This window comes from Zobellia russellii, from assembly GCF_044597075.1.
In the GTDB taxonomy this organism is placed as follows: Bacteria; Bacteroidota; Bacteroidia; order Flavobacteriales; family Flavobacteriaceae; genus Zobellia; species Zobellia russellii.
Window position 1 is genome coordinate 2,076,615 of sequence record NZ_CP139000.1, and the last position, 20,224, is coordinate 2,096,838.

General features: G+C 38.2%; 19 protein-coding genes and 1 pseudogene. 11 read left to right on the plus strand and 9 right to left on the minus strand.

Annotated features, from left to right (window positions below; all coding sequences use genetic code 11):
• Positions 1 to 53: 53 nt before the first annotated feature.
• The 4 genes from SJY45_RS08355 to SJY45_RS08370 all read right to left on the minus strand — a co-directional run bounded on the left by SJY45_RS08355 (position 54) and on the right by SJY45_RS08370 (position 3,097).
• Positions 54 to 1,067 (minus strand): potassium channel family protein, encoded by a 1,014-nt coding sequence (locus SJY45_RS08355; RefSeq protein WP_400074039.1) that lies wholly within the window; start codon positions 1,065 to 1,067, stop codon positions 54 to 56.
• Positions 1,064 to 1,291, minus strand: a complete 228-nt coding sequence (locus tag SJY45_RS08360; RefSeq protein WP_038234885.1) for a PspC domain-containing protein — start codon at positions 1,289 to 1,291, stop codon at positions 1,064 to 1,066. Before SJY45_RS08360 ends, SJY45_RS08355 begins: the two co-directional genes overlap by 4 nt.
• A 73-nt stretch (positions 1,292 to 1,364) precedes the next feature.
• Positions 1,365 to 2,639: a DUF2851 family protein gene (locus SJY45_RS08365; RefSeq protein ID WP_400074041.1), complete on the minus strand. Its 1,275-nt coding sequence runs from the start codon at positions 2,637 to 2,639 to the stop codon at positions 1,365 to 1,367.
• 146 nt (positions 2,640 to 2,785) lie between these two features.
• Entirely contained in the window at positions 2,786 to 3,097 is a 312-nt protein-coding gene (locus SJY45_RS08370; RefSeq protein WP_215441901.1) for a rhodanese-like domain-containing protein, read from the minus strand.
• A 159-nt stretch (positions 3,098 to 3,256) separates the two neighbouring features.
• Between SJY45_RS08370 and SJY45_RS08375 the strand changes: the two genes are divergently transcribed.
• From SJY45_RS08375 to SJY45_RS08420, 10 genes and pseudogenes are all read left to right on the plus strand, one after another.
• Entirely contained in the window at positions 3,257 to 3,706 is a 450-nt protein-coding gene (locus SJY45_RS08375) for a MarR family winged helix-turn-helix transcriptional regulator (RefSeq protein WP_400074319.1), read from the plus strand.
• A gap of 34 nt (positions 3,707 to 3,740) precedes the next feature.
• Positions 3,741 to 4,317: pseudogene (locus SJY45_RS08380) on the plus strand (YceI family protein).
• A gap of 241 nt (positions 4,318 to 4,558) precedes the next feature.
• Positions 4,559 to 5,956, plus strand: coding sequence for an anthranilate synthase component I family protein (locus tag SJY45_RS08385; protein WP_400074043.1), 1,398 nt, complete (start codon positions 4,559 to 4,561; stop codon positions 5,954 to 5,956).
• 2 nt (positions 5,957 to 5,958) lie between these two features.
• Complete coding sequence (locus SJY45_RS08390; RefSeq protein ID WP_215441904.1) at positions 5,959 to 6,522, plus strand: aminodeoxychorismate/anthranilate synthase component II; 564 nt, start codon at positions 5,959 to 5,961, stop codon at positions 6,520 to 6,522.
• 49 nt (positions 6,523 to 6,571) lie between these two features.
• Positions 6,572 to 7,567 (plus strand): anthranilate phosphoribosyltransferase, encoded by a 996-nt coding sequence (gene trpD / locus SJY45_RS08395; protein ID WP_289041007.1) that lies wholly within the window; start codon positions 6,572 to 6,574, stop codon positions 7,565 to 7,567.
• Positions 7,568 to 7,594: 27 nt separating this feature from the next.
• Positions 7,595 to 8,377: an indole-3-glycerol phosphate synthase TrpC gene (gene trpC, locus SJY45_RS08400; protein ID WP_400074045.1), complete on the plus strand. Its 783-nt coding sequence runs from the start codon at positions 7,595 to 7,597 to the stop codon at positions 8,375 to 8,377.
• 25 nt (positions 8,378 to 8,402) lie between these two features.
• Positions 8,403 to 9,086: a phosphoribosylanthranilate isomerase gene (locus SJY45_RS08405; protein ID WP_400074321.1), complete on the plus strand. Its 684-nt coding sequence runs from the start codon at positions 8,403 to 8,405 to the stop codon at positions 9,084 to 9,086.
• A gap of 37 nt (positions 9,087 to 9,123) precedes the next feature.
• Positions 9,124 to 10,308 (plus strand): tryptophan synthase subunit beta, encoded by a 1,185-nt coding sequence (gene trpB, locus SJY45_RS08410; protein ID WP_400074047.1) that lies wholly within the window; start codon positions 9,124 to 9,126, stop codon positions 10,306 to 10,308.
• 77 nt (positions 10,309 to 10,385) lie between these two features.
• On the plus strand, positions 10,386 to 11,150 hold the full coding sequence (gene trpA / locus SJY45_RS08415) for a tryptophan synthase subunit alpha (RefSeq protein ID WP_400074049.1): 765 nt from the start codon (positions 10,386 to 10,388) through the stop codon (positions 11,148 to 11,150).
• 100 nt (positions 11,151 to 11,250) lie between these two features.
• Positions 11,251 to 11,394, plus strand: coding sequence for a hypothetical protein (locus tag SJY45_RS08420; protein WP_215441909.1), 144 nt, complete (start codon positions 11,251 to 11,253; stop codon positions 11,392 to 11,394).
• A 55-nt stretch (positions 11,395 to 11,449) separates the two neighbouring features.
• Here SJY45_RS08420 and SJY45_RS08425 read toward each other — a convergent pair whose 3' ends face one another.
• From SJY45_RS08425 to SJY45_RS08435, 3 genes are all read right to left on the minus strand, one after another.
• A complete protein-coding gene (locus tag SJY45_RS08425; protein WP_215441910.1) occupies positions 11,450 to 13,996 on the minus strand; it encodes a phosphoenolpyruvate carboxylase in 2,547 nt (848 codons plus the stop codon).
• Between the two features lie 311 nt (positions 13,997 to 14,307).
• On the minus strand, positions 14,308 to 14,973 hold the full coding sequence (locus SJY45_RS08430) for a uracil-DNA glycosylase family protein (protein ID WP_400074051.1): 666 nt from the start codon (positions 14,971 to 14,973) through the stop codon (positions 14,308 to 14,310).
• 16 nt (positions 14,974 to 14,989) lie between these two features.
• Positions 14,990 to 18,442 carry a pyruvate carboxylase gene (locus SJY45_RS08435; protein ID WP_400074053.1) on the minus strand — a complete coding sequence of 1,151 codons (3,453 nt, stop codon included), beginning with the start codon at positions 18,440 to 18,442 and terminating at the stop codon, positions 14,990 to 14,992.
• 196 nt (positions 18,443 to 18,638) lie between these two features.
• On the opposite strand from SJY45_RS08435, the gene SJY45_RS08440 reads away from it, so the two are divergent.
• Entirely contained in the window at positions 18,639 to 18,767 is a 129-nt protein-coding gene (locus SJY45_RS08440) for a 30S ribosomal protein THX (RefSeq protein ID WP_215441913.1), read from the plus strand.
• A gap of 85 nt (positions 18,768 to 18,852) precedes the next feature.
• On the opposite strand, the gene SJY45_RS08445 is transcribed toward SJY45_RS08440, so the two are convergent.
• A complete protein-coding gene (locus SJY45_RS08445) occupies positions 18,853 to 19,428 on the minus strand; it encodes a hypothetical protein (RefSeq protein WP_400074055.1) in 576 nt (191 codons plus the stop codon).
• Complete coding sequence (locus SJY45_RS08450; protein WP_400074056.1) at positions 19,412 to 20,209, minus strand: alpha/beta hydrolase; 798 nt, start codon at positions 20,207 to 20,209, stop codon at positions 19,412 to 19,414. Before SJY45_RS08450 ends, SJY45_RS08445 begins: the two co-directional genes overlap by 17 nt.
• Between the last annotated feature and the right edge of the window lie 15 nt (positions 20,210 to 20,224).

Below are 20,224 nucleotides of genomic sequence, written 5' to 3' on the forward strand. Positions count from 1 at the left end.
TTAAAAAATACTAACACAATCAAATAATAATGTTCAATTAACGTAGAGCTATCCTAACCAATTTGGAACATTTCATTTAATTTTCGTATCTGCTCAGGTCTCCCTAGAACTATAACTTTGCTCTTAGGTTGTAACTGCAAATCTGCCTCCGGGTTAATGATATAATTTCCATTAGGCTCTATATAACCTATTATAGTACAGCCCGTTCGTTTTCTAAGATCCAAATCCCGCAAGGAATTACACTCTACCTGACCTTTAAAATCCTCAATGGCTACTTCTTCCAAATTAGTGGTATGCTCACCTTCTACCCCTAACTTATCCATAAAAGTTATCAAATCTGGCATTACAATCAATGAAGCCATATGGTCTCCCCCTATTTTATCCGGCATGATTACCTTATCGGCACCCGCCAAGAGCAATTTTTTCTGTGAGGTTACCAATGATGCTCGTGTAACTATAAAAAGGGATTTATTCAATTGTCGTGCGGAAAGCACCACAAAAAGGTTGGCCGCATCATCCGGAAGCGCCGTAATTAAATAACGGGCACGGTCAATACCGGCAAGTTGCAAAATCTCGTCTTCATTGGCATCGCCTTCTATAAACAAGAGGTCCTCATCATACTTTTCAATAACCTCTCTATCTCTTTCGATAACCACAAATGGTTTCTTATACGCCGTTAAACGCTCTACGGCCTGCATTCCGTTTCTACCAAAACCACAAACAATAACGTGGTCAGAAAGACTATCTATCTTATTCTTCACTTTTTTCTTTTTTAATTCCTGTAACGAATTCCTGCTCAAAATATATTCGGTAATGACCGAAATGGCAAATGCAAAAATGAAAATGCTAAGTATAATAAGTACTACCGTAAATAATTTTTCCGGGGTATCCATTGGGCCAACCTCGGAAAAACCCACTGTAGTAACCGTAATTATGGTCATGTAAAGCGCATCTACCCAAGTAAGATCAGACAGAAAACGATAGCCCAAAACACCTACTATGAGCACACTTGACATTAACGTCAAGGCAATATTCATTCTGGACTGGAAGAATTGTGTCAGTTTCATAAATCAAAAACGGAAGTACGCTTGGTATATACCAAATCTTTAATGCGCAACCAAAATGCCAGAAACAAATAAAGAGCAAAGCCAAAACCTAAGGTTACGAACGTTAGGTAAATGAACGATGTACGAACTACCCTGGCCCGTATTCCCAACCTTTCGGCTATTCTACGGCATACCTCAAAACCACGCTTTTGAAAGTAATAAAGTAATTTATAGAAGATGTTCATATTGATGTTTGAAACTTATAGTATGGCTGGTCAAAGCATATTTTCAAAACCTTCAGGTTCAAATTTAACCATTTCAGCGCAATAAATGAGTACCTACGGCACATTGTAGACATTTGTTCTGAGTGCAATAGGTATTGTACAGTTGAAGCAAAGCCTGACTTTCCTGTGCATTGGTAGAAACAAGCCCATGTAAACTGTAATTTTGAACTACGGTATTCTCTTCCTGTTTAATTTTTGATATAATATTGATAATGCGCTCATGAACCTCCTTGCCTTGGTATTTGGCATAACAAAATTGAAGCGGCAAAATAGCATTCACCACTAATAAATCTATAAACTTAGGTGTAAGCTTTTTAGTCTTCTTTTTTGATTCTTTTCCAAAAGTATAATGACTGTTCCAATACGTACTGGCCGAAACTTCGAACAACCCATACATCTCGTCTAAACTTGATGCCGAGACTACCTTTTGGAACAATGAGGAATGTGCCCCGTACAAATTGGCCAATTGCGATAAACGAATGGTAGGGAAGTTAGGCGGCCTTAGTTTAAAGAATTCCGGCTTTAGAACGCTTTCATCCTTTAAATTATACTTTTTCTTTTGATAGATATATTCCTTTTTCAGTTGAATGTAATGTTCATCCAAAATCTTGGAATCCTCAAGTAAATGCATCATACCAAACAACAAACTTTCCATCTGAAATACACTCTGTTGTTGTTTTCTAAAAATAGAAAACTCTAGCGCGGAGCCCAGACTCAAAAATGAAGCTCCGTTTATTTTAAGCCCAAAGGTTTTTAAAAGCAGCGTAAACAGCACTTGCTCCCAGTCGTTATTGTATTTCTTTAGCAAGTCAAACACAAATTCAGCCTTAACCTCTAGGCGCTCAAAATAAAGTCGCTCCAACCAATTTTTCAGCAAGAAGTCATCAACATCGCCAATATCTTTCTCGCAATTAATAAAACGGACTTCATTTTTATCAAATAACTTTTGATACGATTGTAAAAGTTGTAACGGAATGTATTTACGGAGTTCCAAGGTAGGGATAAGGCTATTGTCTTTTCTAAATACCTCCGCATCATCTTCCCATACTACGTGCAGTATTACATTATTATAGTTATCATCTTCCTCATGACCATGGGCGTACCAATCAGATGATTTTAAATGCATCTCAACATTGCCCGCCCAAACCTGACCATCAATACGTATTTTGGCATTAAAGAAATCAGGCCCTGCCAATAGGTTATGCGCACCAAAATTCAAAATGGTCAAAGACTCCCCTTGGGCGGTAACCAATTGATCAGGCTGTACTTTTTTGTGCTTCCAGATAAAATGAAGAAGATCTTCGCGCATGGCAAAAAGTTTGGCTTTACTACGCACAATGTAAAGACAAAAAATGTAAAATCTAAATTACGGGAAACAAGAAGTCCCCAAAGACACCCATACCGGACATCTATTGAGGACTCTATTTTATTGAAACTTTATGAGGATAAAAAAAATTATTCCCCTTCTACAGCTCCGTCCCAGTTCATAAAGCCACCTTCCAAATTATAGGCATTTTCTATACCTACACTGTTCATAATGGCACAAGCCTGACCGCTACGATTACCACTACGGCAATACACGTAGTAATTTTTGCTTTTGTCCAGCTTTTCTATCTCGTTCAAAAAATCCTGTCCAAGATAAAAATCTATATTGGTTGAGTTGGGTATATACCCTTCTTCTACTTCCTCAGGGGTTCTAACATCAAGGACAAATGCGTTATCATCCTTTTCTAGTTGCTCTTCCCATTCTTCTTGTGATAAATTCATAACGTTTTTTTTATCGCTACCGCGGATATCAATTAAAATTCAAAATTACGGATTTTGATGCAAAGGCATTCCCAAAATATTTAACAAAAAATTACCGATTTAATATAACAGCAAATGAAATACAAAACATACATTTGTATATACAATAGTTGTAATAACATGAATGTTGAAAATATTATAAAGACCCAGAAAGAGATTCCTTTAAAAAGTAGAACGGTGATTCACCTTTTCTTGGTCAATACTATGATAACCGAAGCCTTAAGTACGGCATTGAAACCTTACGGTGTATCACTTCAACAATTTAATGTATTACGGATACTAAGAGGTCAAAATGGCAAACCCGCTAGTTTGGCTACACTTAATGAACGTATGGTAACCAAGATGAGCAACACCACACGTTTGGTGGACAAACTACTACTAAAAGGATATGTAGATAGAAAGGTTTGCCCGTCCAACCGAAGAAAGGTAGAAATACGTATAACAGATGAGGGACATGAGGTTTTAAAACAAATGGACGCCTCAATGTCCAGAGCGGAAGACAAAGTGCTTCAAAATATTTCGGATAAAGAAATGGAACAACTAAACGCATTGCTTAATAAATTTGAATAGGAACACTAATTATTAATTAAATTTTAAATCAATTATGAAAAAAGGAGTATTTAGTTTGGCGCTTGCCTTGGTCTTTGGGGTAGCAACAGCAACAGAACCTGTAGCTGAAGAAAAAAAAGAAGTAAAAACAGAATGCCAGTACCATTACCTGGAAAGCTTATAAGGTAACCGGGTCTCACTATGGTACCGTTAACCTTAAATCAGGAACTTTGATTTTTGATGGCGACAAACTTACCGGTGGTGAATTTGAAGCGGATATGACCACACTTGTGGCTACTGATCTTGAAGGGGAATCCAAAGGTAAATTGGAAGGACATCTAAAATCCGCAGATTTCTTTGCTACGGAGAAACACACAGCTGCAAAATTGGTTTTCACCAATGTAAAGGCTACTGGCAAAAATGCTTATGAAGTTACTGGTGACTTGACCATTAAAGGTATCACCAAGCCCGTAACTTTTGACGTTTCCGTTTACGGTAGCAAAGCAACTGCATCTGTAAAAGTAGACAGAACAGCTTATGACATTAAATATGGTTCTGGAAGTTTCTTTGAAAACTTAGGGGACAAAACTATTTATGACGAGTTTGATCTTGTGGTAGATTTGGAATTCTAAATTACTTTAAAAGCTTAAATACATGCCCTGCATTTTCACACGATTGCAGGGTTTTGTTTTTTTCAAACAATAGGTTTGTGGTTTTAAAAATGATTTCTATATTTGAGCCAATGAACAGAAATAACACAAATACTTGGTGGTGGAACAACTCTCGACAGATATCGTGAGCTAGCACCATTGTAGTAAAACTATATAAAGGCTTGTCATCACGACAAGCCTTTTGCATTTGAATACTATCAACATGAAGTACAAATTAAAATCTTATCACAAAAAAATTCTGGCAGATACCATCACGCCGGTAAGCGTCTATCTTAAAATTAGAGACCGCTTTCCCAATAGTATTTTGCTAGAAAGTAGCGACTATCATGCGACGGACAATAGTTTTTCGTATATCTGCTGCAACCCTATTGCCTCTATAAAAATAGAGAACGAAACTATTGTTGAACGTTTTCCCGATCAGACTTCCAACGAAACGGAAATAAATCCGGATACGGATGTTGTAAAGGTACTTCATGATTTCAGCAAAAAATTTGAGGCCGAAGAAAGTGATTTCAAATTCATAAACAACGGTATTTTTGGCTACATGGCCTATGATGCGGTACGTTATTATGAGGATGTTAAAATTAATAAGAAAGACAACTCCGTAACCATCCCGGATATCTATTATGCGGTCTACCAAAACATCATTGCTATAGACCATCATAAGAACGAGGCCTATATTTTTGCACATTGCTACAACTCCGAGGAAAATACGGCCGAAATTGCACACATTTTAAACGTACGTACGTTTGCCTCCTATGATTTTTCCTTGGATGGAGAAGCCACTTCTAATCTAGAGGATGAAGAATACAGGGAACATGTGCGGTTGGCCAAGAAACATTGCCAACGGGGCGATGTTTTTCAATTGGTATTGTCTCGCCGTTTCTCCCAAGGTTTTAAAGGAGATGAATTTAATGTATACCGTGCACTTCGTAGTGTAAACCCTTCTCCCTATTTATTCTACTTTGATTATGGCGATTTTAAAATTTTTGGAAGCTCACCGGAGGCACAGCTTATTGTAAAGGATGGTAATGCTGAAATCCACCCTATTGCGGGAACTTTTAAACGCACCGGTAATGATGAACAAGATGCTATCCTGGCCAAAGAGCTTACCGAAGACGATAAGGAAAATAGTGAACACGTAATGCTTGTAGATTTGGCCCGTAATGATTTAAGCCGAAACGGAAGCATGGTAAAAGTGGCCAATTATAGAGAAGTTCAGTTCTTTTCCCACGTAATCCATTTGGTATCCAAAGTAGTGGGACAAAAGAAAAAAGACATTCCTACCATGAAAGTGGTTGCAGATACATTTCCTGCCGGTACGCTTAGCGGTGCACCAAAACACATGGCCATGCAACTCATTGAAAAATATGAAAAAACAAGTAGGGGCTACTATGGCGGTGCCATTGGTTTTATGGATTTTGACGGCAATTTTAACCATGCCATTATGATCCGTACTTTCTTAAGCAAAAATCACCAATTGCATTACCAGGCGGGTGCAGGTCTTGTGGCCGCATCAGATCCGGAAGACGAACTTCAAGAAACATACAACAAATTAGGTGCATTGACCAAGGCATTGAAAATTGCTGAAACCATATAACCATGAAGAAGATTTTAGTAATAGACAACTACGATAGTTTTACGTATAATTTGGTTCATTATTTAGAGGACCTAGATTGTCAGGTTATTGTAAAACGTAACGACCAACTGACTTTGGAGGAGGTTGAAGCTTTTGATAAAATTGTGCTTTCACCAGGCCCTGGTATTCCAGATGAGGCAGGGCTTTTAAAAGAGATAATTGCCAAGTACGCTCCTACAAAGAGTATTTTTGGTGTGTGTCTGGGGCAACAGGCCATATGCGAAGTTTTTGGCGGATCTCTTATTAATTTAGATGAAGTGTATCACGGTATTGCTACGGAAATTACATTGACCAAAGACGATCCTAATTTTAAGGGACTTCCTAAAAAATTATTGGTGGGCCGCTACCATTCATGGGTAGTAGACCCTAATTTACCGGAAAGCCTAGAAGCCACTTCTATTGATGGAAACGGTCAGGTTATGTCCTTACGTCATAAAGTTTATGACGTTTCCGCAGTGCAGTTTCATCCAGAATCGGTTTTAACCCCAGAAGGCAAAACAATCCTGTCTAATTGGGTCAAGAATTAAATAAAACCGTTTCCCTGAGAACTTATTAAACAGTAGTTAGAACAGTATCATGAAAGAAACATTAAATAAACTTATCAATCACGATATTCTTCCCAAGGAAGAAGCAAAACAAGTATTGGTAAACATTGCTAAAGGAGATTACAATACAAGTCAGATTGCCGCATTCCTAACGGTATACATGATGCGTAGTATTACGGTAGATGAGCTGGAAGGGTTTCGTGACGCACTTCTGGAACTGTGTATGGCAATAGACCTTTCTGAATACGACCCTATTGACCTTTGCGGAACCGGTGGAGACGGAAAAGATACCTTTAACATTTCCACCCTTGCCTCCTTTGTAACGGCAGGAGCTGGAGTTCATGTAACCAAACATGGCAACTACGGGGTTTCATCAAAATGTGGAAGTAGCAATGTGATGGAATTTCTTGGTATAAAATTCAGTAATGAGGCAGATTTCTTGAAAAAATCCATAGAAGAAGCAGGTATCTGTGTTTTACACGCCCCTCTTTTTCACCCTGCCATGAAAAATGTTGGCCCTATCCGAAGGGAATTAGCAGTAAAAACGTTTTTTAACATGTTAGGGCCAATGGTTAATCCTGCATTCCCAAAAAATCAGATGGTAGGTGTTTTTAATTTAGAACTGGCCCGTATGTACGGCTACCTTTATCAAAACACTAATAAGAAATTTACCGTGCTCCACGCCTTGGATGGGTATGACGAAATATCATTGACCGGAAATACAAAAACCATTTCCAACAACAGTGAAAGCATGTTAAAGCCAGAAGATTTTGGTGTGCAAAAAATACAGCAGTCCCAGATTGTGGGCGGCGACTCCATTGAAGATTCTGCTCAGATATTTATGAACGTACTACAAGGCCGTGGTACGGAAGCACAGAACAATGTGGTGTGTGCCAATGCTGGAATTGCCATTGCAACGGTAAAGAACCTAACTCCAAAAGAAGGTTTTGAAAAAGCCAAAGAATCACTTTTAGCCGGGAAAGGCCTAAATGCCTTAAGGAAGTTGCAAGAGTTGAGTAAAAATTAAAACAGTATTCAAGAGCTAATCATAAGCATGAACATTCTAGATAAAATAGTAGCCGACAAACGTAAGGAAGTATACCTTAAAAGCGCACTTATTCCGGTTTCACAATTAGAAAAATCGGTTTTGTTCTCGCGCAGTACGGTGTCTTTGAGCAATGCACTGCGGAACAGCAATATCGGTATCATTGCGGAACATAAGCGTCGCTCTCCGTCAAAATCGGAAATCAACCAAGGGTTGAACGTTCAAGATGTAGCTACAGGATACGAAAATGCCGGAGTTTGTGGCATGTCCGTTTTAACAGATGGAAAATATTTTGGCGGTTCTTTAGATGATTTATTATTGGCCCGTGCAGCAGTTCAAATGCCTTTATTGCGAAAAGAGTTCATAATTAACGAATATCAAATTTTAGAAGCCAAAGCCCACGGAGCGGATGTCATTCTTCTTATAGCGGCCATCTTGTCCAAAGATGAAATAAAAACGTTTTCAGAATTGGCAAAAAGTCTGGATCTAGATGTGTTATTGGAAGTACACAACGAAGCCGAATTGCACAAAAGTATTATGCCCAGCCTGGATATGCTTGGCGTCAACAACCGAAACCTAAAAACCTTTGAAGTAAGCTTGGAGACCAGCAAATCACTATCGCAACTAATTCCGGATGATTTTGTAAAGGTTTCCGAAAGCGGCATCAGTTCCATTGAGGCCATTAAGGATTTAAAACCTTACGGTTACCAAGGATTTTTAATCGGTGAAAACTTTATGAAAACGGACAACCCTGGTGAGCACGCCAAGAAATTTATAAAACAATTGTCGTAATTGCGACCCAATAGCAATGACTAAAATGGACTATCATTACACGACCAAAAAAGACGGGCCTTCTACCATAGAGAATGCCCCGATTAAACTGAAGGTGTGTGGTATGAAGAAAAATACATCTGAAATTGCCAACCTAAAACCGGACTATCTTGGTTTTATTTTTTGGGACAGATCCAAAAGGCATTTTTCGGGCCCAATGAAACCTATACCCCATACCGTTAAAAAGGTAGGTGTATTTGTAGACGCCAGTATTGAAACTGTAGTTGCCCGTATTGAAGATTATGAACTTTTACTGGTACAACTACACGGTTCCGAGAGTCCGGAGTACTGTGCGCAACTTAGGGCTAAAGCCAAGCAGGTACAAATTATAAAAGTGTTCTCGATCAAGAATAACTTTGATTTTGACATCTTGAAGCCGTACGAATCTGTGTGCGATTTCTACCTTTTTGATACCAAGGGAGAATTACCGGGTGGCAACGGTTTTGCTTTTGATTGGGGAGTACTTAAGGAATATCCCTCAACCAAACCTTATTTCCTAAGTGGTGGCATAGGACCAAACGAGATAGATTCCCTAAAGGAATTTATGAAAAGGCCCGAAGCAAAATACTGCCACGCTATTGACGTGAACAGTAAGTTTGAGATAGAACCGGGACTTAAAGATGTTGAGAAAGTAAAAGAATTTAAAAAAGAACTTGGCCTAAAACAGTAGTACATCTGTTGATGCCATTTACCTAATACGAATGAATATGAAAACGTATCAAGCGGACGAAAAAGGATATTATGGGGAGTTTGGAGGTGCTTTTATTCCAGAAATGCTTTACCCTAATACCGAAGAACTACGGCAGAACTATATTCGCATTATGCAGGAACCTTCCTTTAAGGAGGAGTTTGATAAGTTGTTGAAAGATTATGTAGGCCGCCCTACTCCGCTTTATTTTGCGGATAGACTTTCAAAGAAATACAACACAAAAATATACCTTAAGAGAGAAGACCTTTGCCATACCGGAGCACACAAAGTCAACAATACTATTGGTCAGATTCTTATGGCCAAGAAATTGGGCAAAAACAGAATTATAGCCGAAACTGGTGCCGGACAACATGGTGTGGCAACCGCAACGGTCTGTGCGCTTATGGGCATTGAATGCATCGTATACATGGGCGAAATTGATATTGCCAGACAAGCCCCCAACGTAGCCCGTATGAAAATGCTAGGAGCAGAAGTTAGGCCGGCACTCTCCGGAAGCAGAACTTTAAAAGACGCCACCAATGAAGCCATTCGGGATTGGATCAACAACCCGGTAGATACGCATTACATTATTGGTAGTGTTGTGGGACCACATCCTTACCCGGATATGGTAGCCCGGTTTCAATCCGTTATTTCGGAAGAAATCAAATGGCAATTAAAAGAAAAAGAAGGTCGTGAAAATCCAGATTACGTTGTGGCCTGTGTTGGTGGAGGAAGTAATGCCGCCGGTGCATATTACCACTATCTGGATGTTCCCGAAGTGGGTATCATAGCTGTAGAAGCGGCTGGCAAAGGAATAGATACTGGTGAAAGTGCCGCCACATCGGCATTAGGAAAAGTGGGCATAATTCACGGAAGCAAAACCTTATTGATGCAGACCGATGATGGCCAGATTACGGAACCTTATTCCATTTCTGCAGGATTGGATTACCCTGGTGTTGGACCAATGCACGCCAATTTGTTTGCATCGGGCCGTGGAGAATTTATATCGATTACAGATGAGGATGCTATGAATGCAGGATTACTGTTGTGTAAGACCGAAGGCATTATCCCGGCCATAGAATCTTCACATGCATTGGCTGTTCTTGAACACCGAAAATTCAAGCCCGAAGATGTGGTGGTAATCAATCTGTCCGGTCGTGGTGACAAGGACCTCAACAATTACATTGAATTTTTTAATCTATAAAATATCTGGACTAGGTTATCCAAAGTAATTCGGGTTAAACTTGTCCATCCTTACAAAAGGAAATAGCATTTTAAACTATGGCTAATAGAATAAAAGAAAAACTAAACGAAGACGGAAAACTACTTTCTATCTATTTTACCGCAGGCTACCCTAAATTAGGTGATACTGTAAAAATTATTCAACAGTTGAAAAAAAACGGTGTGGATATGATTGAAATAGGACTTCCTTTCAGCGATCCACTGGCAGATGGCCCCACTATTCAACAAAGTTCCACTGCAGCGCTTAAAAACGGTATGACCACCGAGATTCTTTTTGATCAATTAAAGGATATTCGTGAATCTGTTTCCATTCCATTAATTATCATGGGATATTTTAATCCTATGCTACAATATGGAGTTGAGGCCTTCTGTAAAAAGTGTCAGGAAATTGGGATAGACGGACTTATTATACCCGATTTACCAGTTGATGTGTATCATGACGAGTACAAAGCGACTTTTGAAAAATACGGCCTTATAAATGTTTTCTTGATTACGCCACAAACTTCGGATGAACGTATTCGATTTATTGATTCGGTTTCGAACGGTTTTATCTATATGGTAAGTTCCGCTAGTGTTACAGGAGCACAATCCGGCTTTGGCGATGAACAGCAAGCTTACTTCCAACGCATTGCGGATATGAAATTGAACAACCCTCAAATTGTTGGTTTTGGAATAAGTAACTCCGAAACTTTTGAGCAAGCTACGAAATCCTCAAAAGGGGCAATTATCGGTTCGGCTTTTATCAAGCATTTGAACGGCCATGGTGTTGACGGAATTTCAACTTTTACTAAAACTATTAGATAATTCCCAGACTTTAACACTCCCTAACAAAGGTTTAAAAAGCCTTTAACCCTGATTGCCAATTACATTTCTTAGTTTAAGACTGAAGTAAAAATGTAACAACATGGGAATGATTGATGATAAGAGAAAATTTAAAAGAAAAGTAGAACAAAGTAATCCTACAAACCCAAACGGGAATACGGGTATTGACACTAATACCTTTGATATTGAAAAGGATACTATTAAAGATCAACAAAACAAGCAATAGTGCACAGCACTGTTAAAATAAAAAAGCCCTTACTCACGTAAGGGCTTTTCGTTTATTATGCCGAGTTTCTACTGGCGTTTATATTACCATAGAGCGAACGGGTGACGATTTTCTCATACTCATCCTTAAAGCTCGTTTCCTTTCCTATTTTTTGCAATGCAAATTGCTGAATAACCAACAACGGAAGAACAATATTCTCTCGTATTTTAATGGATTCCCGAGAAACTGCTTCGTTTTCCATCAAAATTTTACTGCCTGATATCTGCAATAACATTTTCTTTGATAACTGATACTCTTCATGCAGTATATTCCAGAATGCACCGTATTCCTCATCTTGCTTCATGTATGAGGTCAACTCAAAATAACACTTGGAAAGTGACATCATGCTATTGCTCATCAAAGCCTTAAAGAAAGGTACTTCTTTGTACAGTTTTTTAAGCTCAGACATTCTGCCTTCGTTCTTTATAGTTTGGATTGCCGTACCCAAACCAAAGTAGCCTGGTACATTTTGCTTCAATTGGCTCCATGAACCTACAAAAGAAATAGCCCTTAAATCTGTAAGTTCCAGTTTCTTCTTGTTTCCTCTTTTACCCGGTCTACTACCAATGTTAGCTTTTTGATAGTATTTTAAAGTACTTCTGTTCTCTAGGTAAGAAATAAACTTATCATGTTGCTTAAGCGCATCGTACTTCTCAAAACTAAGTTCAGAAAGTTGTTCTATTAATTTTCTATGTTCTTTGGAAATTACATTTTCCTTACCAAAAAGGTTATTGGAAAGACCTGCGGTTAACAATTGTTCACTGTTGTGAATAAATTGTTCTTTGGTACCGTAGGTACTTGTAATGGTCTGTCCTTGTATAGTTAATTGAATTTCATGATTGGCAATACTCTTGGTCTGTGCCGCATAGAAACGGTGCGTCTTTCCTCCTCCACGGGCCGGTGGACCTCCACGACCATCAAAGAAAATAGCGTTAAATCCATTTTTATCACAAACTTTGGAGAGGGTTTCTTTGGTCTTAAAAATCGCCCAGTTGGCCTTCAAATACCCACCATCTTTTGTTCCATCGGAAAAACCGAGCATTATGGTCTGGTTGTTATTTCTTCTCTCTAAATGTGCTTTGTATTCAGGAAGGTTAAAAAGCGTTTGCATGGTGTTTTCTGCACCATCCATACCGTTCATAGTTTCAAACAAAGGCACGATATCAAAACTAATATCCTCTTTCTTCCAACCACACCATCTGAATAACCCAAAAACAAACAATACTGAAAAAATATCCTCCGAATTACTAATAATGTAACGGTTACAGCCATCCTCACCATTAGTGTCTTGAATACTCTTTAATTGTTTTATATTGGTAATGGTATCTTTTACGATATCTTCTGAGTAATCGCTTGCATTAACCGTCAAATCTTTATTGATCAAAAGGTCTACCAAGGCATCTTGCGAAAGCTCACTGATATCTTCTTTAATCAAATTATTCTGCTTCAATATGCTTTCTATGGCCAAGACATGTTTACTATGGTCTTGTCTTACATCCAAGGTTGCAAAGTGCGTTTTGAAAATTTTCACCTTATCAATAAAGTTCTCCAACTCCTTTAAGTAAAGGCTGTGGTATTTACTGATCAATAGCTCTTTTATTTCAAGAAGTGGCTCTAGAATATCTGCATACCCTACTGTTTTCTTGGAATCGAACATAGCAGTATATAAGTTGCTACGAAGCTTTTGAATAGGCTCTTGAACATCTTTGAAGGTCAATTTTTTCTGAATGATCTTCAAATCATTATAATAGCACTTCATTAGGTTAAGACGTAGTTCATCTGCCACATCTTTAGTAATATCTGCAGTTACGAACGGATTTCCATCACGGTCGCCCCCAGGCCAAAAACCTAACTTCATTATGTTATGGTTCTCAAAATCGGCTTTGTTGATGTTCTCTTTGATATAGGCATATAAATCACCTACCGCGTTATAATACACGTGGCGCAAGAAGTAAATAATGTTCTTGGCCTCATCTAAAGGAGTAGGTTTTTTAGAGTTGATCAACGAGGTTAAACCTAACTGCTGCAAGGCTACATCTATATCATCTATTTTATCTTCAAGAATAAGAGAACGCAATTTTTCAATAATATCCAAAACTGCAGGTGTGTAGAACTGCGTTGGGTGCGCCGTTAAAACCAAGCGAGCACTAAAAGATGATAATTTCTTGGACACCTTATCCCAGCTTTTGTTCTTATCAACCAATTCAAAATAATCCTTAATGGATAATGAACGGGTGTGTTCCTGTAGTTTAGGAAAAGCGGCATCTTCAACACTATCATACAACACTACCTGTCTTTCTACGTACTGTATGATTTTGAACATAAAATCGATTTGGTCTTTCTCAGAATCGATATCTGCATAATTCTTAAAAAAACCTTCTAGAATTTCCTCGGGATTAAGACCTGAACCCAATCCTTTTTGGCACTGATCCAACAATAATGGAATAAGCATACCAACGTTCTCAATATTGCGATAAGGCAAATTTAAGAACAGGCTGTTGTAAACGTTAAACTTATTGTTGACCGATTTTTTAAACTCAACCAATCTTTCTGAATGCGGCATATGTTATTTTAAAATTTAAAGACAATTATATATCGATTTCGATTGGTAAATATCGGCAATAATCCATGACTATTACCACTCCAATACATCATATAACAAAAATACCACACTACACCACAAAAACAACAGCCTTGACAACAATAATTACCCGGCAACCTCATATCTAGGTACATTTACCATGTAATTAATACGGATTTAAATTTTTTCATTTTCATATAGTGTTCTCGTAAAAGAGTCTTGTCTTAACTGACAGGACTCTTTTTAGTTTACGGCTATATGAATTCTATTTTAATCTGGCTGAAGAGACCTTCTTAAGAGGTAAAAAACTCACGATACTGCATCACCCTAAAATCCAGTGTGTTAAAGCTGGCATCTGCAGCTTTCATTCTTTTATACGCATCTAAACTGCCTACTGCCCTATTTGCTGCTCCTGATGGTGCCGTTAAAGAAACCGTACGAACCGTACGTTTGGATTTGGGCAACTGCAATTCGTAGACTCGTGGTACGTGTTCGGAAATTGTTTTTAATTTATGCCCTAAAGGTTTTAGAAGTCTCCTAAAAAAATATTCGGGTCCGTTTTTGCTATTACCCCCCATAAAGAGCACGGTTTTAAGGTTAGGGGACTGATCCAAATAGAAAAGCAGGTCTCTTAAGCGCACATTTTGCATTCCTAAATCAGACGCATCTACTTTATCACGCTCAGCACTTTCTACAATATCACAAACTCCAATTTTATTTTTAAGTAAAAAATTCTTGCGTTGCTCAATAGCAAAATGGGTGTTTTCATATACCAACCCCAACTCAAAGATACGATCAAGTATAGGCCAAAGCATACCATTTCTACTTCCATAACAAAAATCTACATCATCAGGCTTTAACTCTCCCGTAGTAAACCTAGGTGGTGGAAGCGTACCAACGATTAACTTTTCCGTTTCTTCAAAAATAAAAGGCTCGTAAGGGTGTGCATGTAAAAACATAAGTGCAAAAATACACCTATTTAAGCGTCAGCACCAAATCTTCCGAATTAACCAAAGAACCACCCTTTAATTGAATCTTGGCCACCACACCTTCTTCCGTAGCTGTTACCGTAGTTTCCATTTTCATGGCTTCAATAACGAACAATGGTTGGTTGCGTTTTACTTCCTGCCCCGGTTTTACCAGTACATTGGATAGTAAACCTTGCAATGGTGCTCCTATCTGTTTTGGATCACTCGTATCCGCTTTTAAGTTTTCCTGTTTTTCTACCTTTACAGAGGTATCCTTTATCAGCACATTTCTCAACTGCCCATTGATTTTAAAGAAAATACTAACGTTGCCAGCCTCATCAGGCTCACCCTTGAGCATTAAAGAAATAAGTACGTTTTTACCACCTTCCAATTCTACCATTATCTCCTCGCCCACATCCATACCGTAAAAGAAGTTCTTGGTAGGTATGTTCACTACATTACCATACTTTACATGATTGTTATGGGCATCCGTGAAAACTTTTGGATATAATTTAAAGGATAAAAAATCCGTCATTTCAAGTTCCCTACCCATACCCTTTTTAAACTTTCTTTTAAAAGCCTTGAACTCCTTGTCAAAATCTATAGGTTCCAAATGGGCATTTGGCCTATTGGAATACGGTTTTTCGTCTTTTAAAACAATCTTTTGCAATTTTTTAGGAAATCCACCAACGGGCTGGCCCAAATCTCCGCGGAAAAAACTTTTCACAGATTCCGGAAAAGAAATATCCTGTCCTTTTTCCATTACATCCGTTACCGTGAGGTTATTGCTTACCATATACTGCGCCATATCTCCCACTACCTTAGAGCTAGGGGTAACCTTTACAATATCTCCAAACATTTGATTAACCTCAGCATACATTTTAGTAACCTCGGTAAATTTGGTCTCAAGACCTAAAGCTATGGCTTGGCCTTTTAAATTGGAATATTGTCCTCCGGGTATTTCATGCTGATATACATCTCCCGTTCCCGATTTTAACCCGGACTCAAAAGTGTAATAGTAATTACGAACAGCTTCCCAATAATCTGAATATTCGCTTAATTTTTCCGTATTCAATTTATGCTCCCGTTCGTTAAAGCGAAGCATTTCTACCACCGAATTAAAATTAGGCTGGGAAGTAAGTCCGGAAAGCCCCCCCAAAGCTACATCTACAACATCTACACCGGCCTCAATGGCCTTTAAATAAGTAGCTGTCTGTACCGACGATGTATCATGGGTATGTAGATGGATGGGGATATTTATTTCGGATTTTAGTGCCTGTATCAACTCAAAAGCCGCATTAGGTTTCAAAAGTCCGGCCATATCCTTTACCCCAAGAATATGCGCTCCGGCGTTTTCTATATCCTTGGCCAACTGTACATAATACTTAAGGTCATATTTTGTTTTAGACGGATTTAAAATATCGCCTGTATAGCAGATGGATCCTTCCGCTAGACCGCCTGTTCGTTTTCGGACGTGTTCAATACAGGGCGCAAGGGACTTCATCCAGTTTAAAGAATCAAAAATCCTAAAAACATCCACACCCGTGTTCCAAGACTCCTCTACAAATTTCTCGATCAAGTTATCAGGATAAGCAGTATAACCAACTCCATTGGAACCACGGATTAGCATTTGCAACAACACATTTGGCATTGCCTTTCTCAAAAGAGCCAAACGCTCCCATGGATTTTCATGTAAAAACCTTAAACAAACATCAAAAGTTGCACCGCCCCAAACCTCCATGGAAAAAATTTCAGGGTGATTCTTGGCATAGCCTTCGGCTACTTTCATCATATCTACCGTACGCATACGTGTGGCCAACAAACTTTGATGGGCATCACGCATAGTAGTGTCCGTAAAATGCACTTTTTTCTCCGCTTTCAACCATTGTGCGAATTTTTCAGGCCCCATTTCCGTTAACAGGTCTTTTGTACCCTTGGGATAGGTATCCGCTTTTGAAAAAGACGGCACTTTTGGCTTCGTAAATTTACGGTTAGGGTCGTAATTCTTAACGTCCGGGTTTCCGTTTACAATAGTTTCCCCTAAAAATGTAATTAGTTTATTGGCCCTGTTCCTTGGCTCTACAAACTCAAAAAGTTTAGGCTCGTTCTTTATAAAGTTCACCGTTACTTTACCCTCACGGAAAGTATCATGTTTCAATATATTATCCAGAAAAGCCATATTGGTGTTCACACCACGAATACGGAACTCCGCCAAGGCTCTCCTCATTTTTCTGCAACACCCATCTAGCGTACGACTGCGTGCAGAAACCTTTACCAACATAGAATCAAAGAAAGGCGAAATAACCACACCTTGATAAATACTACCCGCATCTAAACGGATACCAAAACCAGAAGCACTTCTATAGGTCGTAACTACACCATAATCTGGCTTAAAGTCATTGGAAGGATCTTCTGTTGTAATTCTACACTGCAAGGCAATTCCCGTAACTTGAACGGACTCCTGATCGGGTATTTTAATTTGCGTGTCCGATAGTTTATAACCTCCAGCGATAAAAAGCTGCGCCTTTATCAAATCAATATTGGTAATCATTTCCGTAACCGTATGCTCTACCTGAACGCGTGGGTTTACTTCAATAAAATAGATACTACCATCATCATCTACCAAAAACTCTACCGTACCAATATTATTATAATCTACCGCCTTACATATAGCAATGGCGTATTTATAAAGACTATCCTTCGTTTCCTGGGGAAGCCCGATGGACGGAGCAAATTCTATTACTTTTTGATACCGTCTTTGCACGGAACAATCCCGCTCATAAAGGTGAACCATATTACCATGGGTATCCGCTACAATCTGAATTTCAATATGCTTGGGATTCTCCACAAACTTTTCCAAGAAAACGGTGTCATCACCAAAAGCATTCAACGATTCCCTTTTTGCTTCCGGAAATCCCTTTTTTAATTCCTCTTCAGTTCTTATAACCCGCATACCACGACCTCCACCACCAGAAGCCGCCTTTAGCATAAGCGGATAACCTATTCGCTTAGCTTCGGCAAGAGCAATTTTTATATCTTTTAAATCCTTATCACTACTTTGTATAATAGGAATGTTATTGGCAACTGCCACTTCTTTGGCCGTAATTTTATCGCCCAACGCCCTTAACACGGAAACTTTAGGCCCTACGAATACAATACCGTTATCTGCACATTTCTGGGCAAATTTGGAATTTTCAGAAAGAAAGCCATACCCGGGATGAATGGCATCTACGTTATTTTCCTTGGCCACTTTAATAATGGCATCAATATCCAAATAGGGTTTTAAAGGTTCATTATCTTCACCTATCTGATACGATTCATCGGCTTTATAACGGTGCAAGGAATACCGGTCTTCATAGGTATATATTCCAACGGTACGAACACCAATTTCAACACAGGCCCTAAAAATACGTATAGCTATCTCTCCTCTGTTCGCTACTAAAACCTTTTCTATTTTCATGTGTTGCGTTGTTTAAATTCGTACCTAAAAAACCGATTCAAACAAACTTAACTTTTTTGCTTTAGGATAACAATATGATATTCTTATAAATTATAGGAATTTTGTGAAGTTTCTTCTGACAAACATAGTGACTTTAAGACCCTTCATTTGACATTCCCGACTTAATATTGTATGTTAAAGAAAAGAACTACATATTATGGGAAGAGGAGACAAAAAATCAAGAAGAGGTAAAATAGCTAATAGGTCTTATGGAGCAAGGCGACCAAGAAAAATCAAGAGACGCCCCACCGTAGAAGAAAAAATTGATATTAAGAAAAAGAAGTAATAATTTCTAGATGTAAAGCGATTGGTTTTTACATTGATTTTAAAGGGTTATAGATAGCAGATAAAACTAGAATTGTTTTTTTTATCTATTTATGTCCAAAAGTTATTGTCCAGCCAATCCCGATTTGATATCCTGATTGTGCTTTATCACTAACTAAGGGCAAAAAACTGTAAAGCCCAAGACTACTGGTGCTACTAAGTTTATATTTTGGAGAAAAAGACAAGCCGTAGTTAAAAAAAGTTTCATTATTAGAAAAGTCCTTTTCAAAGCCTATTCGTTCATTGACCAAGGTTCCTTTTGTACTTGCAAAACTTACACCAATAGGTACTTCAGCACTTAACTGTATTTTATTAAAATTTAAAGTGTATCCAAAATTTGCCGTTGGTATTAAACGCATATCTACATCGTTTTTTAAATATGCATCAGGCTCGGATTCTCCTTTAAAATCAAAATATGCAACCATTGAAAACCCCAAAGTAAAGTGATGTTTATTTTGGGAAAGTGGTACAGTATATTTACCGTAAGCACCGTAATACAGAGCTTCATCACCAGCCGCGAGCACTCCTATCTCTATTGAATTACCATTTGTTTTCTGCGCGCATAAAGCTGACCCAAAAAAGAGAAATAAAATAATCACTATTGCTTTAATCGATAAATACATAGTCCAACCCTTTTTTAAATATTTCACTAGCAGAACCACTGTGTCCACTTTTTTCTATTAATTCACTCCTATGCTTAAAATTTGGATAGTTTCTAGAATTGAGCCTTTCATTCATTTCCGCAAAGGATGCCAACATCACCCCGCCTTCTAAGGTGCCCATACCATTGTAAAATTTCACGTCCAAATCGTTATGAGAATTAGCATAAGACTCCTCAAACTCAAATATAACCCCAGCATCATACCAATATGATGTACCGCTTGATATGAATTTATTGAAAGGGTTTGAAGCTCTTTCTTGAGCCATTGCATATTGTGTAAATAGTCCACCAAAGGAATGGCCAAGTAGTGTTTTGTTATTGGATGGATCTATACTGTACCTAGATTCTAATTCCGGTATTAATTCATTTTTAATAAATTGATAGAATTTTTCAGCACCACCAGAACCGTGGGCATAAGCAGTAGGGGTATAATCTCTATTTCTCTGATTGTTGTTACCAATAGCAACCAAAATACAAGAAGGTATACTTTCGCTTTGTACTTTATCCGATATAATACCGGTAATTGTATTAAACCTTGTGTCTCCGTCCAAAGCAATAATCAATTGATGTTTTGAATTGACATTATAATTTTCCGGAAGAAATACATAAACAGGGTAATTCTCACTTATTATTGAAGACGCTACAACAAATTGTTCTTTTTTACCATTGACTTCAAAACTATCATCATCATTAGAGCAGCTAAATAATAATATGGAGAGTATAAGAATTGTTACAAGTTTCATAGCCTTAGACTTTGC